Below are 20,420 nucleotides of genomic sequence, written 5' to 3' on the forward strand. Positions count from 1 at the left end.
ATTAATCTTCTACTCCTGGCCTTAATTTTGAACCAGGTTCGTTCAGAACTCTTGTTAATTTTGTTCTATCGTAAACTGAATTTTCAAAATTCTGTCCCCATTCAATGGCATCAGTTGGACAAACATCAATACACAAACCACACATGGTACATAAGCTTAAGTGATAAACAAACTTGTCTATTTTTTTCTTCTTTTTACCAGAATATTCGTCAATGCCACGATCCCAAATAATTTCAATTGTACCATTAGGGCATGCAATCTCACACTTTTGGCAGCCAGTACAGGCATGTTCATTGTTTTCGTCATGTGGCATAATTACCTCGCCACGAAAACGATCAAACATTTTAAGAGTTTCTCTGTTGTCTGGATATTGTTGAGTAATTGCTCCTTTTCTTGAATTTAAAAAGTATTTCCCTGTAACACTCATTCCTTTGAGAAGTGTTTTTATACCTTGATATATATTTGAAAAATAACTCATTCTATTATATCTGAATTGTTAATTTTTGCCAGACAATTAATGCCATAATAAGTATGTTTACCAAATTCATTGGCAACAAATATTTCCATTCAAGTGTTAGTAATTGATCAACCCTTAATCTTGGAAATGTCCATCTAAACCACATCATTAAAAATACCAGAACCAGAGTTTTAGACAAAAACCAAAATAGACCCAACCATGGAATAGATTCTGTTATTCCGAATGGTGACAACCACGCTCCAAAGAAAACGGTGGTAGCAATTGCTGCGATTAAAAACATGTTAATAAATTCAGCCAAAAAGAAATAAGCGAACTTCATTCCAGAATATTCTGTATGGAAACCAGCACCAAGCTCTGATTCGGCCTCGACCATATCAAAAGGTGCTCTGTTTGTTTCGGCAGTTCCTGCTATCATAAATATCATAAATGCAATTATTGCCGGAACATGGCCTTGAACAATTAACCAGCCACTTTTTTGTACTTCTACAATTTCTGAAAGCTGTAACGAACCGGTTAATAAAATCATGGTTAGTAATGATAAGCCAACTGAAAGTTCATAGCTAATGGTTTGTACACCACTTCGCATTGCACCAATTAAGGCAAACTTATTATTGCTTGCCCAACCGCCCAGTAAAATACCGATAACACCGATAGATGAAATGGCAATTAAAAAGAAGATCCCAATATTAATATCAAAGGCCTGAAAGTCTTTAGTAAACGGAATAAGTCCAAGAGCCATTAAAGCTGAAATGATCACAAAGTATGGTGCTAGATTGTATAAAAACTTATCAGCCCTGTCAGTACCAGTTAATTCTTTGGATACCAGTTTTAAGGCATCAGCCATTGTTTGTAGTAATCCTTGAAACCCAACTCTATTTGGTCCTATTCGCAGTTGAAACCAAGCGGCAACACGGCGTTCCATTAATACTAAAAACAAGCCTGCAACGGCAAAAACAGTTAAGTACACCAAAGCAATAAGGATCATTTCAACAATACTTGCTGTGGTTTCTGGCATAATGCCGAAAAGCCAATCGTGAATGGTTTTTGTTATACTTAAAGCTATACTCATTATTCTTAAATTATCTATCAATATCTGGAATCACTAAATCCAGAGTCGCCATTGTCGCAACCAAATCTCCTATTTTTCCTCCAACTGAAATATGATTTAACAAGGATAAATTTGAAAATCCAGGTGATCGAAATTTCAATCGGTATGGGTTTTTAGTTCCTGTACTAATAATATAAACACCCAATTCTCCTCTCGCTGTTTCTACTCTTTGATAGAATTCTCCTTTAGGCAATTTTATAACCGCATTTGTAGCTACTCTATGTTCGCCTTCTGGAATATTATCGATTAATTGTTCTATTATTGACAATGATTCCCACATTTCCTGAATTCTAACCTGATAACGCGCAAAGGTATCGCCAGCCGTTTGTAAAGCCTCGTTAAAGGTGACTTTATTCAAAGCACTATAAGGATGGTATTTTCTAACATCGCAAGAGTATCCAGAACCACGCCCAACAGGACCAGAAGCTCCAAACGAAATAGCATCCTCTTTAGACAAAATTCCAACGCCTTTTGTTCTTTTTTGAAAAATGATATTCCCTGTTAATAATCTGTCATATTCAGGGATTTTAGTTTTAAAATGTGCTACAAAATCTTTAGTCCTTTTTACAAAATTTGGATGAATATCCCACATTAATCCTCCAGGGACATTATAGTTCATTGTCAATCTCGCACCACACGTTTCTTCGAAGATATCATTAATCATTTCACGGTCCCTAAAACCATAAAAATATGTTGTAAGTGCACCTACATCCATACCCATAACACCCCACCAAAGGCAATGGGATGCTATTCTTGTTAGTTCTCCAATAATGGTTCTAATGACTTTCACACGATCTGGAATTTCCAATTCCAAAGCATTTTCGACAGTCAAGCATACTGCTTCATTATTGATATGAGATGACAGATAATCCATCCTGTCTGTTAAGTGGACAATTTGCTGATAGCTATCGCGCTCACACATTTTTTCTATAGAACGATGTATATATCCTAAATCAGGCTCGACTTTTTTAATGATTTCTCCATCAATTGTCAATAAGAGACGTAACACACCATGGGTTGCAGGATGCTGCGGTCCCATATTGATGAAATACTCTTCAGATTTAAAATTAGTATCTACAGTTGTAGTTTCCATATTTTACTTGATAACCATATTGATTTCATCTACATAATCCTTTCTCAAAGGAAATCCTTCCCATTCATCTGTTAAAAAAAGTCGTTTTAAATTTGGGTGATTATTGAATTTTATCCCGAAAAAATCAAACACTTCACGCTCATGAAATTCTGCAGTACGCCAAATATCGCAAACCGAGTCAAATGCTGGATTTTCTCTGTCTTCAGTTGTAACTTTTACAACAATAGTATGTCTATATTTTGTTGATTCTAGATGGTAAACAACTCCTAATTCATTTCCCCAATCTACTCCTGATAAACAAAATAAATAATCAAAGCTTGTCTCTGAATTGCTTTTTAACTTCTTCATGAGACCATGTAAGTATTCTTTTGGAACAATAACATTCAAAAACTGGGATCCTTCTTCTTTGAATTCCAAAAGGCTTGGATTAACTAATGCCTGTGCCTCCAGATTTTCATCTAAAACTTCAACATCATTCGAAACTTTTGCTTGTAAAGAAGTTTCACTTGCTTCAGGATTTGGGAACCAACTTCCTAATAATTCTTGTAAAGATTCGTTAGTCATAATTATTTGTTATAAAATCCTTCGTCAAAACCTTCAATTGGGTTTTTCTTATTTTTCATATTTTCTGTTCTTATTTTGTCCTGAAGCATCAGCATACCTTCCAATAAGGCTTCGGGTCTTGGTGGGCATCCAGGCACATAAACATCGACAGGAATAACATGATCAGCTCCTTTTACTACAGAATATGTGTTGTAAAAAAATGGCCCTCCAGAAATCGCACAAGCTCCCATGGCAATTACATATCTTGGCTCTGCCATTTGATCATAAAGTCGCCGTAAAACTGGTGCCATTTTATTCACAATGGTTCCTGCTATAATAATTAAATCGGCCTGTCTTGGTGAAGGTCTTGCTACTTCAAATCCAAATCTCGAGTAATCATGTCTAGCTGCACCAGTCTGCATCATTTCAATTGCACAACAACTAGTCCCAAAATATAATGACCATAATGAATTAGCTCGCCCCCAATTAATGATTTTATCGAGTGATGTTACTACGATATTAGCACCATTCCCTGCAGGAATTACTTTTCCGGGGAAATCGTCTGGAATCTTATATGTATTGTCTACTCCCATTTTAAAGCTCCTTTTTTCCATGCGTATAATAATCCTAACCCTAGAATGAAAAGAAAAATGAATATCTCGATAAAGGCAATGCCTCCATAATCTTGAAATACAACCGCCCATGGCACCAAAAATGCCACCTCAACGTCAAAAATCAAAAATAAAATAGCGAACAAATAATAACCAACTTTGAATTGGACCCAAGTTGGGCCAATGGTTTTCATTCCGCTTTCATAAGGTTCTCTTTTTTGAGGACTATCTGATTTATGCGAAATTAAATTTGACAAAAAATTTGCACCTGCGACTAATACCACACCTGCTATGAAAAATACAATTATCGCTTCTGAACCCATAAATGATTTTATTAAAATACTTGATAAATGTCTCCCGAAAAGAACAAATCATCAGTTTTTCTAAACTTCGAATCTGCTTTTACCTGACTAGTCTGTTCAGCCTCTCTTTCTTCAAAGGTAGTATCTTCAAAACTTCTTATAATACCTGTTACCAATGGATATTTTAATCTCACTAACATCTGATGCAATGTTGGATCTTCATCTTTAGCATTATGAACTAATATGTCTTCTTCAGTTATTCCATTTTCACCTAAAGTAACAACTTCTAGCTTAAGACCATTTAAAACCAACCCTTTGTTAAGTTCTTTGCCAAAGATCATAGGCTTTCCATGTTCTACAAATAATTGCTTATCTGCTCTTACTTGTTTGTCTGTAAATTCTGTGAAACACCCATCATTAAAAATTGGACAGTTCTGCATGACCTCAATTAATGAGGTTCCTTTAAATTTAGTAGAGTCAATAAAAATTTGAGACATTTCTTTAGGCGTATTTCCTCCAACTCTTGCAAAAAAGCGAGCTTGAGATCCTAAAGCTAATTCACCCGCTGAAAATGGTGGTTGTGTATTACCATAAGGAGATGATTTTGTTTTTTGACCAACAAGAGAAGTTGGTGAAAATTGTCCTTTAGTTAGTCCATATATTTCATTATTAAACAAAATTATATTTAAGTCAATATTTCTTCTTAATACATGGATAAAATGATTACCACCAATGGCCATGGAATCGCCATCTCCTGTAACAACCCAAACACTTAAATTTGGATTCGCCAATTTGACTCCGGTTGCTATTGCTGGTGCCCTACCATGAATACTGTGCATTCCATATGTGTTCATATAATATGGAAATCGTGAAGAACATCCAATACCAGAAATAAATACTACATCTTCTCGCTTCACTCCAATTTCAGGCAAAGCTTTTTGTACGGATCTTAAAATTACATAATCATCACAACCTGGACACCATCTTACTTCCTGATCACTTTCAAAATCTTTATATGTATACTTTTTTTCAGCTGTAGTTTCCATATTAATTTAATAATTGTTTAAATTTTTCCATTAATTCACCATTGCTAAAAGGAAGTCCCTGAATTTTATTAAACTGTATTAGTTCTAATTCAGGAAAATTCATCCTTAATACTTTGGCAAATTGCCCTGTATTTAATTCACATACCACAATTTTATCATACTGTTTTAAAACTGCTTCAGTATTCTTTGGAAGTGGATTTATATAATTGAAATGAGCATATCCGATGTTATTGATTCCTTCCTCTTTCAAATGCTTTATCGCTGAATGCAAAGACCCATAAGTCCCGCCCCAACCTACAACTAACAATTCTCCCTTTTTAGAAAACTCGGTTTTCAATTCAGGAATATAGTTTTGAACTCTTTTGATTTTCTCTGCTCTTATTTTAGTCATATATTCATGATTCTCGGGGACATAAGAGACATTTCCACTTACCTTGTCTTTCTCTAAACCTCCAATTCTGTGTTCTAAATCTGGAGTGCCTGGTATTGCCCATTTACGAGCAAGGGAATCTTTATCTCGTTCGTAAGGATGCCAATCATCATGAGCCTTATTGATAATATTATTCTTTATTTCTGGCATATCATTTACTGATTGGATTTTCCATGGAGCAGATCCATTGGCAATATAACCATCTGATAAAAGAATAACTGGAGTCATGTGTTCTAGAGTCAATTTTGCTGCTTCATAGGCAAAGTTGAAACAATTAGATGGTGTACTGGCTGCGATTACAATAACTGGGCTTTCACCATTTCTTCCATACAATGCTTGTAAAAGATCAGATTGTTCTGTTTTTGTAGGTAATCCTGTTGACGGACCACCTCTTTGTACATTTACAACAACCAAAGGAAGTTCTACCATCATAGCTAATCCAATAGCTTCACCTTTTAATGCTAATCCGGGTCCTGATGTCGTTGTAATAGCCAAATCTCCCGCAAATGAAGCTCCAATGGCAGAAGTAATACCAGCTATTTCATCTTCTGCCTGAAGAGATTTCACGCCAAAATGTTTATGTTTTACTAATTCATGTAATATATCCGACGCTGGCGTAATAGGATATGAACCTAAAAATAATTCTAATCCAGATTTTTCAGCTGCTGCCAAAAATCCCCATGCCGTAGCCGTATTTCCCATAATTATTCTATAAGTACCGGGTTCCATTTTGGCAGGAGAAATAGAATAGGCATTTGGAATCAACTCCAAAGTTTCAGCAAAGTAAAATCCTGTATTTAGAACTTTAGTGTTAGCCTCAATTATTTTAGGATTGGATTTAAACTTTTTATTAAAAAACTCTATTGTATGGTCAAGTGAACGATCATACATCCAATATACCATTCCTAAAGCAAACATATTTTTGGTTCTTGTAATACTTTTATTATCAAGCCCAACTATATCTTTTAAAGCTTCTTTAGTCAAGGAGGTCATAGCAACTTCAATTACCCTGTAATTCTCCAAACTCCCATCCTCTAAAGGGTTTGTTTCATATTGTGCTTTTTCTAAATTCTTTTTTGTAAAAGCATCTGTATCTACAATTATTGTATGCCCAGGTTTAACTGCATGCAAATTTGTTTTTAAACCTGCTGGATTCATTGCAACCAGTAAATCTACTTCATCTCCAGGAGTACTAATTTCTACGCTGCCTATATGTACCTGAAAGCCTGATACACCATATAGGCTTCCTTGAGGCGCTCTAATCTCTGCAGGGTAATTAGGAAAAGTTGCAATGTCATTACCAAACATCGCCGAAGTATCCGAAAATTGAGTGCCAGTTAATTGCATACCATCTCCAGAATCTCCCACAAATCTGATAATAACAGCTTCAAGTATTTCTGTTTGACTATTTGTTTTCTTTATTGACATAATTTATATTATTTTATAAAAAACAATTAACTTTATATAAATTATTAATGTTTTAAGCCTAATGGCATCAAAGATAATTTCACTTTTTAGAACTAAATATGATTTTTATCACATTTAAATTCGAAAATGACGTTTAATTTTACAAATAATTATTTTACTAAAAATACTTAAATTATGGCTATTATAATAACTGATGAATGCATTAATTGTGATGCCTGTGTTTCAGAGTGTCCAAATAATGCTATTTACGAACCTGATCAAGAGTGGTCATATTCTGATGAAACTGCATTAAGTGGCATAGTCACACTACCTAGTGGAGATGAAATTGATGCCGACATCGAAAACGAACCGATATCAGACGAGTTTTATTTTATTGTGCCCGATAAATGTACAGAGTGCAAAGGATTTCATGAAGAACCACAATGTGCTTCTGTTTGCCCTGTTGATTGCTGTATTCCAGATGATAATCATGTTGAAACTGAAGAAGTTTTGTTACAGAAGAAAGCATGGTTACATGGTGAATAAAATATCTTAATACATACACTAACTTTAGTTTAATTTAATTTAATTTAATTTAAAGCTGATTAAAAATAAGTCACTTAAGACAATATTTTATTGCTTTAGGTGATTTTTTAATGCGATACTATTCTTTAAACACCAGTCTTCCTCTTTCTAATAATATTTCTATTTTCTAATTACTTAATAATGCATATTCTATTTGTTAACCTGATATAAGTCATAGAATTTTTAGTATACAATTTTTAATTTCACAAGATAAATTAAAGATATTCATACTAATAAAATACATTTATTATGGAAAACAAATTCCAAAAGTTAATTTGTGATGCAAACGAAGCAGTTGCTCGAGTCGCTCATAAAACTAATGAAGTATGCGCTATATATCCTATTACTCCAGCATCTCCAATGGGTGAACACGTAGATGTGTTTAGTGCAAAAGGACAAAAAAATATTTGGGATAATATCCCTAGAATTGTAGAAATGCAAAGTGAAGGTGGTGCTGCAGGTGCAGTTCATGGTTCTTTACAAGCTGGAGCACTTACTACAACCTTTACAGCCTCTCAAGGATTATTATTAATGATTCCTAATATGTATAAAATTGCAGGAGAATTATTGCCTTCTGTCATACATGTAGCAGCAAGAACTGTTGCTACACATGCACTTTCAATTTTTGGTGATCACTCTGATGTCATGGCAACTAGGCAAACGGGATTCTCAATGTTGTTTGGTGGTTCTGTTCAAGAAGCTCATGATTTTGCGTTAATTTCTCAAGTGTCTACATTGAAATCAAGAGTTCCATTTTTAAATATTTTTGACGGTTTTAGAACATCTCATGAAATCTCTAAAATTGATGGTATTACCGATGAAATTATAAAAGAAATGATGCCAGAAGAAGAAATTCTTCAACATAGGAAGCGTTCTTTAGATCCGGATCATCCTGTAGTTCGAGGTACATCACAAAATCCAGATGTATTCTTTCAAGCAAGAGAAGCTGCCAATTCATTCTATCAAAAAGTACCTGGCATTGTCCAAGATACAATGGATGAGTTTTATAAACATACTGGCCGGAAGTATAGTCTATTTTATTATATAGGTCATCCAGAAGCAGAACGTGTAATAGTAATTATGGGTTCTGGTCAAGGCCCTGTAATAGAAACTGTTGAAGCAATGGTCAAAAATGGAGAAAAAGTTGGAGCCATTATAGTTCGACTATTTCGACCATTCTCTATTAGTCATTTTGTAGACGCACTACCAAATAGTGTCAATAAAGTTGCTGTATTGGATAGAACAAAGGAGCCCGGAAGTTTAGGCGAGCCTCTATATCAAGATGTTATTACAGCGCTTACAGAAAGTAATAGAGATATGCCTAAAATAATTGGTGGTCGTTATGGTTTGAGTTCCAAAGAATTTGATCCAGCCATGGTTAAAGCAGTATTTGATGAGCTCAATAAACCTCAACCTAAAAATCACTTTACTATTGGTATAGTAGATGATGTAACTCATTCAAGTTTAGAAATAGGTGAAAGATTTAGAACCGCCAAAAACACTTTTAACTGTATGTTCTTCGGGTTAGGTTCGGATGGAACTGTAGGTGCAAACAAAAATTCTATTAAAATAATTGGGGAAACTACAGATAACTATGTACAAGGGTATTTTGTATACGACTCAAAAAAAGCGGGAGCGCAAACAGTTTCACACTTACGCTTTGGACCAAAACCAATATATTCTACATATTTAATTCATAAAGCAAATTTTGTAGCCTGTCATCAATATAATTTTATTGAAAAATATGATATTTTAAAACATGTTAAAAAAGGAGGAACTTTCTTATTGAATTCTCCATATAATAAGTTTGAAATATGGGATAAACTTCCAAAATTAATGCAAGATGAAATCATTAAAAATGAAGTGGAGTTTTATGTAATTGATGCTTCAAAAGTTGCTCATGAATCGAATTTAGGTAAACGCACAAATACAATATTACAAACCTGTTTCTTTGCTATTTCGGGTGTATTACCAAAAGATGAAGCCATTGAAAAAATTAAAGCAGCTATTGTAAAATCTTATTCCCATAAGGGAGAAAAGGTTGTACAAATGAACTTTAACGCAGTTGATAATTCACTCGCAAACCTTCAAAAGGTAGATTATCCAAAACATATTACAAGTGATAATGAACTAAAACCAATGATGACGGGTAATGCTGATCCATTTGTGAAAGAAATTCTTGGTAAAATACTTGCAGGTAGAGGAGATGAACTTCCTGTAAGTGCTTTTCCTGTGGATGGTACATTCCCTACAGGAACTACACAATTTGAAAAACGAGGAATCGCAGATTTTATTCCTGTTTGGGATGGAGAAGATATCTGTACACAATGTAATAAGTGTGTTGTCATTTGTCCGCATGCAGCAATAAGAGCCAAAGTTGTGTCTAATAAAGGATTAAACAACAAGCCAGTATCCTTGAAAACTGTGCCTGCAAAAGGCAGACCTTTTGATAAAGAAAATGAGTCTTATGTATTACAGGTATCTCCTCAAGACTGTACAGGTTGCGATTTATGTGTTGCAGTCTGTCCAGCTGTAAGCAACGATAATCCTGAATTCAAAGCAATAAACATGCATAATAAACTTACCGTTGAAAAAGAAGAAAATGAGAATTGGGATTACTTCATAAATTTACCAAATTACAATAGAACAGAATTACAAATCACAAATATTAAAGGTTCGCAATTTTTAGAACCATTGTTCGAATTTTCTGGAGCATGCTCTGGTTGTGGAGAAACGCCATATATTAAATTATTAACACAACTTTTCGGAGATAGTATTTTAATAGCTAATGCAACAGGTTGTTCTTCGATTTATGGAGGAAATTTACCAACTACTCCTTATAAAACTAATTCCTTCGGAAGAGGTCCAGCGTGGGCAAATTCACTATTTGAAGACAATGCTGAATTTGGTCTGGGCATGAAGCTTGCATTAACTAAAAAACAAGAAATAGCAATTAGTTTATTAAAATCTTTGGAGACTGAAATAGGAGTTGATCTGGTTGAAGCTATCTTAAATAATCCTGAAAAAACGGAGACAGAGAAAGCAGAAAATTTTAAAAATATTGAAAAAGTAAAAAGCAAATTGGTGAAAATAGATAATGATGCTTCAAAAAAACTTTTACAATTAACCGAATACCTTCGTAAAAAGAATGTTTGGATTCTTGGAGGTGATGGTTGGGCTTATGACATAGGGTATGGTGGCGTAGATCATGTATTGGCATCTGGTGAAGACATAAATATAATGGTTTTAGACACAGAAGTATATTCCAATACTGGCGGACAAACCTCTAAAGCTACACCATTAGGAGCAAGTGCAAAATTTTCTGTTTCTGGAAAGCGTACTAACAAAAAAAGTTTAGCTCTACAAGCAATTTCATACGAGAATGTATACGTGGCTCAAGTTGCAATAGGCGCTAAAGATTTACAGACTCTAAAAGCTATAGAAGAGGCGGCTGAATATCCTGGTCCTTCAATAATCATTGCTTATTCACATTGTGGCGAGCATGGTTACGATTTAAAAGATGGAGCTTTACAGCAAGAAAAAGCGGTTGATTCTGGTTATTGGCCATTATTTAGATTTGATCCTTCAAAGCCTAAAGGAAAAAGATTTAAACTAGATTCTAAGTCACCTACTTTACCATTAAGTGATTTTATGTATAATGAAACACGTTTTACCAGAGTTGTTAAAGACAATAAAGAACTAGGTCAAAAGCTTCTGGAACAAGCACAAATTGAAGTAGATTCTAAATGGGAACGTTTAGAACTTTATAGAGATATGTAAATAGATCATTAAAAACATCTGTTTCTAAATAGAAACAGATGTTTTGCTTTTAATTGCTAACCTATAAATAAATTTAAAATGGAAAAAAAAGCAAAAAAATTATTTGAAGAAGCTGTTCATAAATTAAATGCAGCTAATGAAGAGCTTTACAGACCGCATGAAGATATTGTTTCTTATTCGGTATGTAAAAACTCTCAACATGCTATTGAAAACTTTTTGAGAGGATATCTGTTAAAAAATGAAATTGACACAGACAATCTTAAAACGATTAAAAGTCTATATGATGAATGTGTGAAAGTTAACAAAAAATTTAAGCAAATAGATTTATCAGATTTTGAATGTAAGTCTTATAATACTGATAATGTATATTGCAATGAAGTAGAAAAAGTTAGTAGCTGCTTTAATATTGCAGATAATTTAGACACGCTATTAAGACGTGAGAAAATTATTTAATAAGACTATCGATTTGATTATTCAATGTTTATGACTTTCTCTATTTGAGGAGCATACTTTTTAATGGTCATTTCTACACCAGACTTCAATGTCATTTGATTCACAGTACATCCCACACAAGCTCCCTGAAGTTGTACTTTTACAAGTTTGTCATCTTCAATTGAAAGCAATGAAATATCACCACCATCGCTTTGCAAGAATGGTCTAATCTCATCTAGAGCCTTTTCAATATTTAATTTTAATTCTTCGGTGGTCATTTATTGTTTTTTTATTGCCGAACATCCTGCCATTGTTGTAATTTTAATTGCTTCAGTAGGTGGTAAATCTTCATTTCTTCTTACTACTTCTTGAACAACATTCTGTGTCAATTTTTCAAAAGCTTTTTCTAATAATGTTGCTGTTTGCAAAGCTGCTGGACGTCCAATATCTCCTGCTTCTCTAATACTTTGCACCAATGGTATTTCGCCTAAAAAGTTCACATTTAAATCTTCTGCAAGATTCTTGGCTCCTTCTTTTCCAAAAATGTAATATTTGTTTTCAGGCAATTCTTCTGGTGTGAAATACGCCATATTCTCTATAATTCCTAAAACTGGAACACTGATACTTTCCTGCTGGAACATTGCCACTCCTTTTTTTGCATCTGCCAAAGCAACATTTTGCGGAGTACTTACAACAACAGCTCCCGTAATAGGTAGTGATTGCATAATACTTAAATGAATATCTCCTGTGCCTGGAGGTAAGTCTATCAAAAGAAAATCAATTTCTCCCCAATGTGCATCAAAGATCATTTGGTTCAGAGCTTTGGAGGCCATTGGTCCACGCCACACAACCGCTTGATCTGGTTTAGTAAAAAACCCAATTGATAAAATTTTTACCCCATAATTTTCAATAGGCTTCATTTTAGATTTTCCATCGACATTTACTGCTAGAGGTTTTTCATTTTCTACATCAAACATAATTGGAATAGAAGGTCCATAAATATCTGCATCTAAAATTCCTACTTTAAAACCCATTTTTGCTAATGAAACTGCAAGATTTGCTGTAACAGTAGATTTACCAACACCTCCTTTACCAGATGCTACAGCTACAATATTTTGAATTCCAGGAATTGGTTTCCCTTTTATAACATTTGGCTTTGGTTTTGATGGAGCATCTACTTTTACATTCACTGTAATTTTTGCCTTTTCATAAACCTTGTCATGAATAGTTTTCATGATGTCCACCTCAACTCTTTTCTTTGCTTGTAGACTTGGATTAGTAATGGTGATATCAACTATTACCTCATCTCCAAAAGTCACTACATTCTTTACTGCGCCACTTTCTACCATGTTCTGACCATCACCAGGTGCAGAAATAGTTTCAAGTGCTTTTAATATGTCTTGTTTATTTAATTTCATTTATTCAGAATAATTCTAAACTACAAATATACAGTGAATTGTTTAGAATATTAAAAGGTTTTATTGAAATGATTTATTCGGAAATTAAGATTTATTATAATTCATTTGAAGGATCCCAAAACACTTTATCAAAACCTTGAATTTGATTATCGATAATTTTGATGCCTTCGCTTTCCAACAGTTCCTGCATAAGATTGGTGCCTTCAAAATGATGTTTTCCTGTTAACAAACCTTTCCTATTCACTACACGATGTGCAGGTACATCTTTGCCTACAGAACCATTCATGGCATAACCTACCATTCTTGCACTCTTCGCTGCTCCTAGATAGTTAGCAATGGCACCATAACTTGTCACACGGCCGTAGGGAATCTGTTTTGCAACTTGGTAAACCTTATCAAAAAAATTAATAGTTTCGGTTTTCATGAATTAAAATTCTTTAATAACATTTATAAGTGTAACGATAGAAATGATTGCGGTAATCGTGCCAATAAAATAGTTCATGCTTTTTTGTGTAATAACCGATTTCCCTTTAATCTTATCAAAAAAGAAAATATAAATGTAGAGCATTACAAATGTTCCTGTACCTACTCCTGCAATATAAGAAGAGACACTAGTGTAATCAAACGTAAGCCAACCAAAGCCAGCTAAAGTAATACTCATATACGCCTGGTAAGGTATCGGTAATACATTCAGACATGCCAAAAACATTCCTAAAAAAAATCGGCTATGTTTACTTTTTACATTCTCTTCGATATCAGGTTTTGGTTCTTTTTTGGCAAATACGAAAAAATAAATGGTCAATAATATAAAAAGAACCAAAGCTACACGTTCTAAAACATTTATAATATCTGGATGTCTGCTTAAATATCTAGCAAAAGTTACTGCTATTATAGTTTGGATAATTACTGTAATACATACACCTATTGAAAATATGACACCTCTACTATACCCTTCTTTTAAACTTATTTTTGCAGTAGTCATATTAAGCAAACCAGGAGGAATCATCCCAACAAATGCTATAATTAATCCAACAAAAAAAATGACAGTGATATTCAACGTTAATTTATTTTAAACCTAATATAAGTAATTGGTTTGTTTTCTTCTAAATATTGAGACTCATAAAATGTTTGAATACTTGTAACTTCTTCTGGACTTCCTTCCTGTTTATAAACATTATGATTGGCATATAAAATCTCATATTCTAAACCATGTAATAATCCCAGAGTATAACCATGCATAAATTCACTATCAGTTTTTAAATTTATTACACCGTCCGATCTCAATATTTTTTTGTATTTATTTAAAAAATCTGAATTTGTTAATCTATGTTTTGTGCGTTTATATTTAATTTGAGGATCTGGAAAAGTAATCCAGATTTCATCAACTTCATTTTCTTCAAAAGCATATTCAATGAGTTCAATTTGAGTTCTTAAAAAAGCCACATTAGGAATGTTTTCTTCAATTGAGGTCTTTGCGCCTCTCCAAAAACGGGCTCCTTTGATATCAATACCTATAAAGTTCCTGTCCGGAAACTTTTTTGCCAGCCCAACTGAATATTCTCCTTTACCGCAGCCCAACTCTAAAACCAAAGGATTGTTGTTTTTAAAAACCTGCGTATTCCAGCTGCCCTTTAATGCAAAATCATGATTGACCAATTCTTCACGCGTTGGTTGAAATACATTGGCAAAAGTTTCGTTTTCCTTAAACCGTTTAAGTTTGTTTTTGCTTCCCACAAGTTTTTAATATTTTGGCAAAAATAAGGAAATATCTGTGAGCACTAATTATTCTTTACCTTTGATTTTATTTAGATGAATAAGCGAATTTTAGTTGCTCCATTAAATTGGGGATTAGGTCATGCCACACGATGCATTCCAATAATCAATGCATTGATAGACAATAATTTTGAGCCCATAATAGCTAGTGATGGTATGGCTTTGTTATTACTAAAAAAAGAATTTCCAGAATTAAAATGCCTTGAGTTACCTTCTTACAATATTTCATATTCAGAAAACGAGAAATGTTTTAAATTAAAATTAATAAAACAATTTCCACAACTACTTAAAGCCATAAAAAAAGAAAACAATTTAGTAAATGACATTATTGAAGAACATCATATAAACGGAATTATTTCCGATAATAGATTGGGAGTTTATAGTTCAAAAATACCATCGGTTTATATAACACATCAACTTCATGTTTTAAGTGGTAAAACAACTTGGTTAACTACAAAAATTCATCAATACGTCATTAAACAATTTGATGAATGCTGGGTTCCAGATTTTAAAAAAAGTTTTAATTTAAGCGGTTCTTTAGGGCATATAAATGACTCTAATCTTAAAACTAAACTCAAATATATTGGACCTTTATGCAGGATGAAAAAAGAAAGCTTAAATTCTGTTTATGATATAATGGTTTTATTGTCTGGACCTGAACCACAGCGTACTTTACTTGAAGATAAATTAATGAAAGAACTTAATAGTTTTGATGGAAAAATACTATTTGTAAAAGGTGTAGTTGATGACCATCAGGTTTTAAATGAGGAAGGTCAATTCACCATTTGCAATTTTATGGAAACCAAGGACCTTGAAAAAACTATTAACCAAAGCAAATTGGTTATTGCTCGTTCTGGCTACTCAACCATTATGGATTTGGCAAAACTGCGTAAAAAAGCCTTTTTTATTCCAACACCTGGACAATACGAACAAGAATATTTAGCTTCATATTTACAGGATCTGAAATTGGCGCCATATTGTAAACAAGAAGATTTTAATAATAAAAAACTGGAAGAAGTAAGTTATTATAAAGGTCTAATAAACGTTGGAAACAAGGTCGATTTTAAAGAATTATTCAGCCTTTTCTAGAGTAAACGAAAATTCACTACCAATACCAAGCTCACTTTCTATATAAATTTTCTCATCATGAGCCTCAATAATATGTTTCACAATGGCCAAACCTAAACCCGATCCTCCTTCTTTTCTTGAACCACTTTTATCTACTCTATAAAAGCGTTCGAACAATCTCGGCAAATGTTCTTTGGCAATACCTTCTCCATTATCGGTAACTCTAACGATTACTTTATTTTTTATAAGATTCTCAATACTTACTTCTGTAGTTCCTCTTTCGTGCCCATATTTTATAGAGTTCACAATTAAATTAGAAAGCACTTGTTGTAATCTTTCTTTATCACCATTTACCATTATGGGTTTTTTATAATCCATATCAAAAGTCAAAGTGATTTTTTTCTTTGCAGCTTTCATCTCTAAAAGGTCAAATACATTTTGAACTAATTGTACAATATCAAAAGATTCAATATCTAATCTTAAAGTACCTGATTCTAATTGTGTAATCATGTCTAAATCTTTAACAATATAGATAAGGCGTTCTACTCCTTTGTCTGCTCTTCTTAAATATTTGCTTCTTATGTTTTTATCTTTAACAGCGCCATCAATAAGCGTAGATATGTAACCTTGTACAGTAAATAGCGGTGTTTTTAATTCGTGAGATATATTACCAATAAATTCCTTTCTATATTCCTCTCTAATCTTAAGGGCTTCTATTTCTAGCTTTTTGTTTTTGGCAAAATTGTCAATATCCTGCGTTAAAGTCTTCATATCTGTAGTAATCTGACTTTTGGTAAAAGTGCTTGACTCAAGCAAAGTTAAATCGTCATATATTTTTTTTACGCGTTTATAGATAAACTGTTCAACACGATATTGAATAATAATAAAGCTGAAGAGATAGCAAACTACTGCAAATAATAATAGTAGCCAAAAATTGAAGGTGTAAAAGACGTATAAAAAAACACTCGTGAAGAGCGTTAAAAATATGGTAATAAATAACGATGATTTAAAGGCAAATTTATATGACTTTTTAAAGTTCTCTGACATTAACTAACAAACTTATATCCAACTCCTTTAACTGTTTTAAAAGAGTCGTCTCCAATCTTTTCTCTTAACTTTCTTATATGAACATCTATAGTTCTGCCTCCGACAACCACTTCATTTCCCCAAACTTTATCTAATATTTCGTCACGTTTAAATACTTTTCCAGGCTTAGAAGACAAAAGAGATAATAATTCAAATTCTTTTCGTGGTAACACAATTTCTTTTCCTTTTAAAATGACCTTGTAAGCCTCATGGTCTATAATTAATTGCCCTATTTTTACAATACTTTCGCTTACTTCTTCTTCTTTTAGTCTTCTCAACAAGGCCTTAACTTTGCTCACTAAAACTTTAGGTTTTATGGGTTTTGTTATATAATCATCTGCTCCGGCATCAAATCCAGCAACTTGAGAATAATCTTCACTTCTAGCCGTTAGGAATGTAATTATAGTCTCTTTAAGATCTGGAATATTCCTAATATGTTCACAGGCTTCAATGCCATCCATCTCAGGCATCATAACATCAAGGATAATTAACTGCGGTTTCTCTTTTTTAGCTTTTTTAACAGCCTCAACACCATTTGTAGCTGTAATTATTTGATAGCCTTCTAAAGATAAATTGTATCCAACTATCTCTAAAATATCTGGCTCATCATCAACCAATAGAATCTTAATGTCTCTTTTACTCATTATTTGAATTTAAAAAAGTAAAGATAAAGTTAATAACCTTGATTTATAATTTTAATATAACAAATAACATTTAGGTAACATTTAAATTACAAATTATTAACTGTTAAACAAAAAGTGTGAATTTTTAACATCAATTTGGTATGGCTTTTGCGACACTTTAATTATATTTACTAGTACTAATGCGAGTACAATTTTAAATTTATGAAAAAAAACTACATATTCTTATTGTTATTCGTTTTACTTTTTCTGGTTTCAAACCAAAGTCATGGTCAATCAGGTTTTCAGAATAATGATTCAAACAATATAGAAGGGCTAACTATTTATCCGAATCCTGTTAGCCATGGAAAGCTATATATTACTACCAAGCAAAATCTAAACAAGGAAGTTGAAATCTTCAATGTTTTGGGTAAAAGTATTTATAAAACTACATTGTTTAGCAAAGAATTAAATGTCTCGAAATTGCACTCTGGAGTTTACCTGTTAAAGATTACTGAAAATAATATTAGTACAACAAGAAAATTGGTGATTAAATAAACACAACATTATATAATTGTAAAAAAGCGACTTAAAAGTCGCTTTTTTTGGTTTAAAGTATAAATTCTGTTTATATTTATTGTCTTAATTAAATTAATCCTTACAATTATGAAAAAACTTTACTTTTTATTTCTTACATTTTTAATTACTTCTTTGTCATTTGGTCAAATGATTAGTGAATTTGAACCTAATCCTGCAGGCGGTGATCCACCTGACACTACGTTTGAGTTAACAGGTACTGCAACTGCTGCATTTGATTTATGGATTTTAAGTATTGAAAATGATGGCTATAACGGACTTGTTGATAGAGCTACAAATGTTACTGGAAATTTCGATGCAAATGGACGCGCTGTTGTAATGGTCCCAGATCTTGAAAATCCATCATTTACTGTTGTATTAACAGATAATTTTACAGGTACAACTTCTACTGATATTGATCCAGCTGATGATGGCACTTTAGATACTTCAACATTCGGAACTATATTGGACGCAGTTGGTGTATCTGATGCTTTTGCTGATGATGCTACTATGTATGGTGCTAGTTTAGGAGGAACTGACATTTTATACAATGGTGAATTTGAGCCTTTATTAGTATTTAGAGATGGTACATCTGGAGATTGGTATCAAACTGTAACGGTAGATTTTGGTGGTGCTGGTGAGCATGTTGGAGTATTTGCTGCCTCAGCAGGAAGTGAAATTAGTACTGGAGACTTTGACATTGATCCTACTGTAGGTCCAACTTATGGATCTGTAAATCCTTCAAATTTTACAGCTTCAACAAAGGACAATCAAATTGAAGGCTTCAGTCTATACCCTAACCCAACTTCTTTAGGTTATGTGAATCTTAAGAGTAGAAATGGAAATGCTTTTGATGTTGCTGTTTACGATGTTTTAGGAAAACAAGTCATTAAGAGTTCTGTAACTGATGGTAAATTAGGCGTGTCTAGTTTAAATACGGGATTATATATTATGAAAGTATCTCAAGACGAGGCTACGGTTACTAAAAAACTAGTTATTAAATAAAGTTTTTTATTATGTAGTTTAAAAGCGTTGCAAATAGCAACGCTTTTTTATTTTATATACTTTTGTCTGGATGATACAAAGTGATGACATTTTCAATATAAAAACAGATCTGGAGTTTGAAACTAAAGCTTTGGAAATTTTTAAATATCAGTTTGAAAATAATAAAGTTTACAGGTCGTTTTGCGATTTATTGTACAAACATCCCAGTGAAGTTAAAACTATTTGTGATATCCCTTTTTTACCAATTGAATTTTTTAAAACTCACAAAATTGTTAGCTCCCAAAAAAAAATAGTAACAACCTTTAGTAGTTCTGGAACAACTGGAAGCATGACCGGCAAACATTATATTTCAGATCTAGAAATCTATAAAACCAGCTATACAAAAGGGTTTGAATTTTTTTATGGTGACATCAAAGATTATGTTGTTCTGGCTTTATTACCTTCTTATTTGGAACGTGAAGGCTCTTCATTGATCTTTATGGTGAATGATTTAATAAAACAGTCGAGACATAAAGAAAGTGGATTTTACTTAAACAACTTATCAGAGTTGAAGACCAATTTAATTTCTCTTGATAAACAAGGAAAAAAAGTATTGCTCATAGGGGTGTCTTTTGCGCTTTTAGATTTAGTAGAAAATTATCGTTTCAGTTTAAAGAATACTGTTGTCATGGAAACTGGCGGCATGAAAGGCAGACGCAAAGAGCTTGTAAGAGAAGAACTTCATCAAATATTAAAAGAAGGATTCGGTGTAAAATATATACATAGCGAATATGGTATGACAGAACTTTTAAGTCAGGCATATTCTAAAGGTAATGGTATATTTAGATGTGCCAATTGGTTACGAATTTTAGTACGAGATACTGAAGACGCTTTTACTCTTCAAGGCATAGGAAAAACTGGTGGTATTAATATCATAGATTTGGCAAATATTAATTCCTGTTCATTTATAGCAACTCAAGATTTAGGTAAAGTTTATCATGATAACTCATTTGAAATTATTGGCAGGTATGATACTTCAGACATACGTGGCTGTAACTTAATGGTATTGTAAGGTTTTCA

General features: G+C 33.0%; 22 protein-coding genes. 7 read left to right on the forward strand and 15 right to left on the reverse strand.

Annotated features, from left to right (window positions below):
* Nucleotide 1 precedes the first annotated feature (1 nt).
* The 8 genes from AAFP94_RS02140 to AAFP94_RS02175 are packed head-to-tail and all read right to left on the reverse strand — an operon-like array spanning nt 2 to nt 7,039.
* Nucleotides 2-478: a 4Fe-4S binding protein gene (locus AAFP94_RS02140; protein ID WP_316660793.1), complete on the reverse strand. Its 477-nt coding sequence runs from the start codon at nt 476-478 to the stop codon at nt 2-4.
* 4 nt (nt 479-482) lie between these two features.
* Entirely contained in the window at nt 483-1,547 is a 1,065-nt protein-coding gene (nuoH, locus tag AAFP94_RS02145; RefSeq protein WP_316660791.1) for an NADH-quinone oxidoreductase subunit NuoH, read from the reverse strand.
* 10 nt (nt 1,548-1,557) lie between these two features.
* On the reverse strand, nt 1,558-2,679 hold the full coding sequence (locus AAFP94_RS02150; RefSeq protein WP_316660789.1) for an NADH-quinone oxidoreductase subunit D: 1,122 nt from the start codon (nt 2,677-2,679) through the stop codon (nt 1,558-1,560).
* 3 nt (nt 2,680-2,682) lie between these two features.
* Nucleotides 2,683-3,243: an NADH-quinone oxidoreductase subunit C gene (locus AAFP94_RS02155; protein ID WP_316660787.1), complete on the reverse strand. Its 561-nt coding sequence runs from the start codon at nt 3,241-3,243 to the stop codon at nt 2,683-2,685.
* 2 nt (nt 3,244-3,245) lie between these two features.
* Nucleotides 3,246-3,815, reverse strand: coding sequence for an NADH-quinone oxidoreductase subunit B (locus AAFP94_RS02160; protein ID WP_316660786.1), 570 nt, complete (start codon nt 3,813-3,815; stop codon nt 3,246-3,248).
* Nucleotides 3,806-4,156 carry an NADH-quinone oxidoreductase subunit A gene (locus AAFP94_RS02165; protein ID WP_316660784.1) on the reverse strand — a complete coding sequence of 117 codons (351 nt, stop codon included), beginning with the start codon at nt 4,154-4,156 and terminating at the stop codon, nt 3,806-3,808. Before AAFP94_RS02165 ends, AAFP94_RS02160 begins: the two co-directional genes overlap by 10 nt.
* A gap of 11 nt (nt 4,157-4,167) precedes the next feature.
* Nucleotides 4,168-5,181, reverse strand: coding sequence for a 2-oxoacid:ferredoxin oxidoreductase subunit beta (locus AAFP94_RS02170; RefSeq protein WP_316660782.1), 1,014 nt, complete (start codon nt 5,179-5,181; stop codon nt 4,168-4,170).
* A 1-nt stretch (nt 5,182) separates the two neighbouring features.
* Complete coding sequence (locus AAFP94_RS02175) at nt 5,183-7,039, reverse strand: 2-oxoacid:acceptor oxidoreductase subunit alpha (RefSeq protein WP_316660781.1); 1,857 nt, start codon at nt 7,037-7,039, stop codon at nt 5,183-5,185.
* Between the two features lie 174 nt (nt 7,040-7,213).
* Here AAFP94_RS02175 and AAFP94_RS02180 point away from each other — a divergent pair, with 174 nt between their 5' ends.
* From AAFP94_RS02180 to AAFP94_RS02190, 3 genes are all read left to right on the forward strand, one after another.
* A complete protein-coding gene (locus AAFP94_RS02180; protein ID WP_316660779.1) occupies nt 7,214-7,564 on the forward strand; it encodes a 4Fe-4S dicluster domain-containing protein in 351 nt (116 codons plus the stop codon).
* Nucleotides 7,565-7,852: 288 nt separating this feature from the next.
* Complete coding sequence (gene nifJ / locus AAFP94_RS02185; protein ID WP_316660778.1) at nt 7,853-11,383, forward strand: pyruvate:ferredoxin (flavodoxin) oxidoreductase; 3,531 nt, start codon at nt 7,853-7,855, stop codon at nt 11,381-11,383.
* 78 nt (nt 11,384-11,461) lie between these two features.
* Nucleotides 11,462-11,836 carry a hypothetical protein gene (locus tag AAFP94_RS02190; RefSeq protein ID WP_316660777.1) on the forward strand — a complete coding sequence of 125 codons (375 nt, stop codon included), beginning with the start codon at nt 11,462-11,464 and terminating at the stop codon, nt 11,834-11,836.
* A gap of 17 nt (nt 11,837-11,853) precedes the next feature.
* On the opposite strand, the gene AAFP94_RS02195 is transcribed toward AAFP94_RS02190, so the two are convergent.
* The 5 genes from AAFP94_RS02195 to trmB form a co-directional block, all read right to left on the reverse strand.
* A complete protein-coding gene (locus AAFP94_RS02195) occupies nt 11,854-12,093 on the reverse strand; it encodes a NifU family protein (RefSeq protein WP_316660776.1) in 240 nt (79 codons plus the stop codon).
* Nucleotides 12,094-13,233, reverse strand: a complete 1,140-nt coding sequence (locus AAFP94_RS02200) for an Mrp/NBP35 family ATP-binding protein (protein ID WP_316660774.1) — start codon at nt 13,231-13,233, stop codon at nt 12,094-12,096. It abuts the gene before it with no gap.
* 94 nt (nt 13,234-13,327) lie between these two features.
* Complete coding sequence (locus AAFP94_RS02205; protein WP_316660773.1) at nt 13,328-13,657, reverse strand: MGMT family protein; 330 nt, start codon at nt 13,655-13,657, stop codon at nt 13,328-13,330.
* A 3-nt stretch (nt 13,658-13,660) separates the two neighbouring features.
* A complete protein-coding gene (locus tag AAFP94_RS02210; RefSeq protein WP_316660772.1) occupies nt 13,661-14,290 on the reverse strand; it encodes a lysine transporter LysE in 630 nt (209 codons plus the stop codon).
* 2 nt (nt 14,291-14,292) lie between these two features.
* A complete protein-coding gene (gene trmB / locus AAFP94_RS02215; protein WP_316660771.1) occupies nt 14,293-14,967 on the reverse strand; it encodes a tRNA (guanosine(46)-N7)-methyltransferase TrmB in 675 nt (224 codons plus the stop codon).
* 75 nt (nt 14,968-15,042) lie between these two features.
* On the opposite strand from trmB, the gene AAFP94_RS02220 reads away from it, so the two are divergent.
* Entirely contained in the window at nt 15,043-16,095 is a 1,053-nt protein-coding gene (locus AAFP94_RS02220) for a glycosyltransferase family protein (RefSeq protein WP_316660769.1), read from the forward strand.
* Here the strand turns inward: AAFP94_RS02220 and AAFP94_RS02225 are convergent.
* Nucleotides 16,078-17,121, reverse strand: coding sequence for a sensor histidine kinase (locus AAFP94_RS02225; RefSeq protein WP_316660768.1), 1,044 nt, complete (start codon nt 17,119-17,121; stop codon nt 16,078-16,080). The two genes, AAFP94_RS02220 and AAFP94_RS02225, sit on opposite strands and share 18 nt — an antisense overlap.
* Nucleotides 17,121-17,804, reverse strand: coding sequence for a response regulator transcription factor (locus AAFP94_RS02230; protein ID WP_316660767.1), 684 nt, complete (start codon nt 17,802-17,804; stop codon nt 17,121-17,123). Before AAFP94_RS02230 ends, AAFP94_RS02225 begins: the two co-directional genes overlap by 1 nt.
* A 201-nt stretch (nt 17,805-18,005) precedes the next feature.
* Between AAFP94_RS02230 and AAFP94_RS02235 the strand changes: the two genes are divergently transcribed.
* The 3 genes from AAFP94_RS02235 (at nt 18,006) to AAFP94_RS02245 (ending at nt 20,412) form a co-directional block, all read left to right on the forward strand.
* Nucleotides 18,006-18,338, forward strand: a complete 333-nt coding sequence (locus AAFP94_RS02235; protein ID WP_316660766.1) for a T9SS type A sorting domain-containing protein — start codon at nt 18,006-18,008, stop codon at nt 18,336-18,338.
* A gap of 108 nt (nt 18,339-18,446) precedes the next feature.
* Entirely contained in the window at nt 18,447-19,361 is a 915-nt protein-coding gene (locus AAFP94_RS02240; RefSeq protein WP_316660765.1) for a T9SS type A sorting domain-containing protein, read from the forward strand.
* 70 nt (nt 19,362-19,431) lie between these two features.
* On the forward strand, nt 19,432-20,412 hold the full coding sequence (locus AAFP94_RS02245) for a LuxE/PaaK family acyltransferase (RefSeq protein ID WP_316660764.1): 981 nt from the start codon (nt 19,432-19,434) through the stop codon (nt 20,410-20,412).
* Nucleotides 20,413-20,420: the final 8 nt, after the last annotated feature.

The organism is Gilvirhabdus luticola, from assembly GCF_040117515.1.
GTDB lineage: Bacteria > Bacteroidota > Bacteroidia > Flavobacteriales > Flavobacteriaceae > Gilvirhabdus > Gilvirhabdus luticola.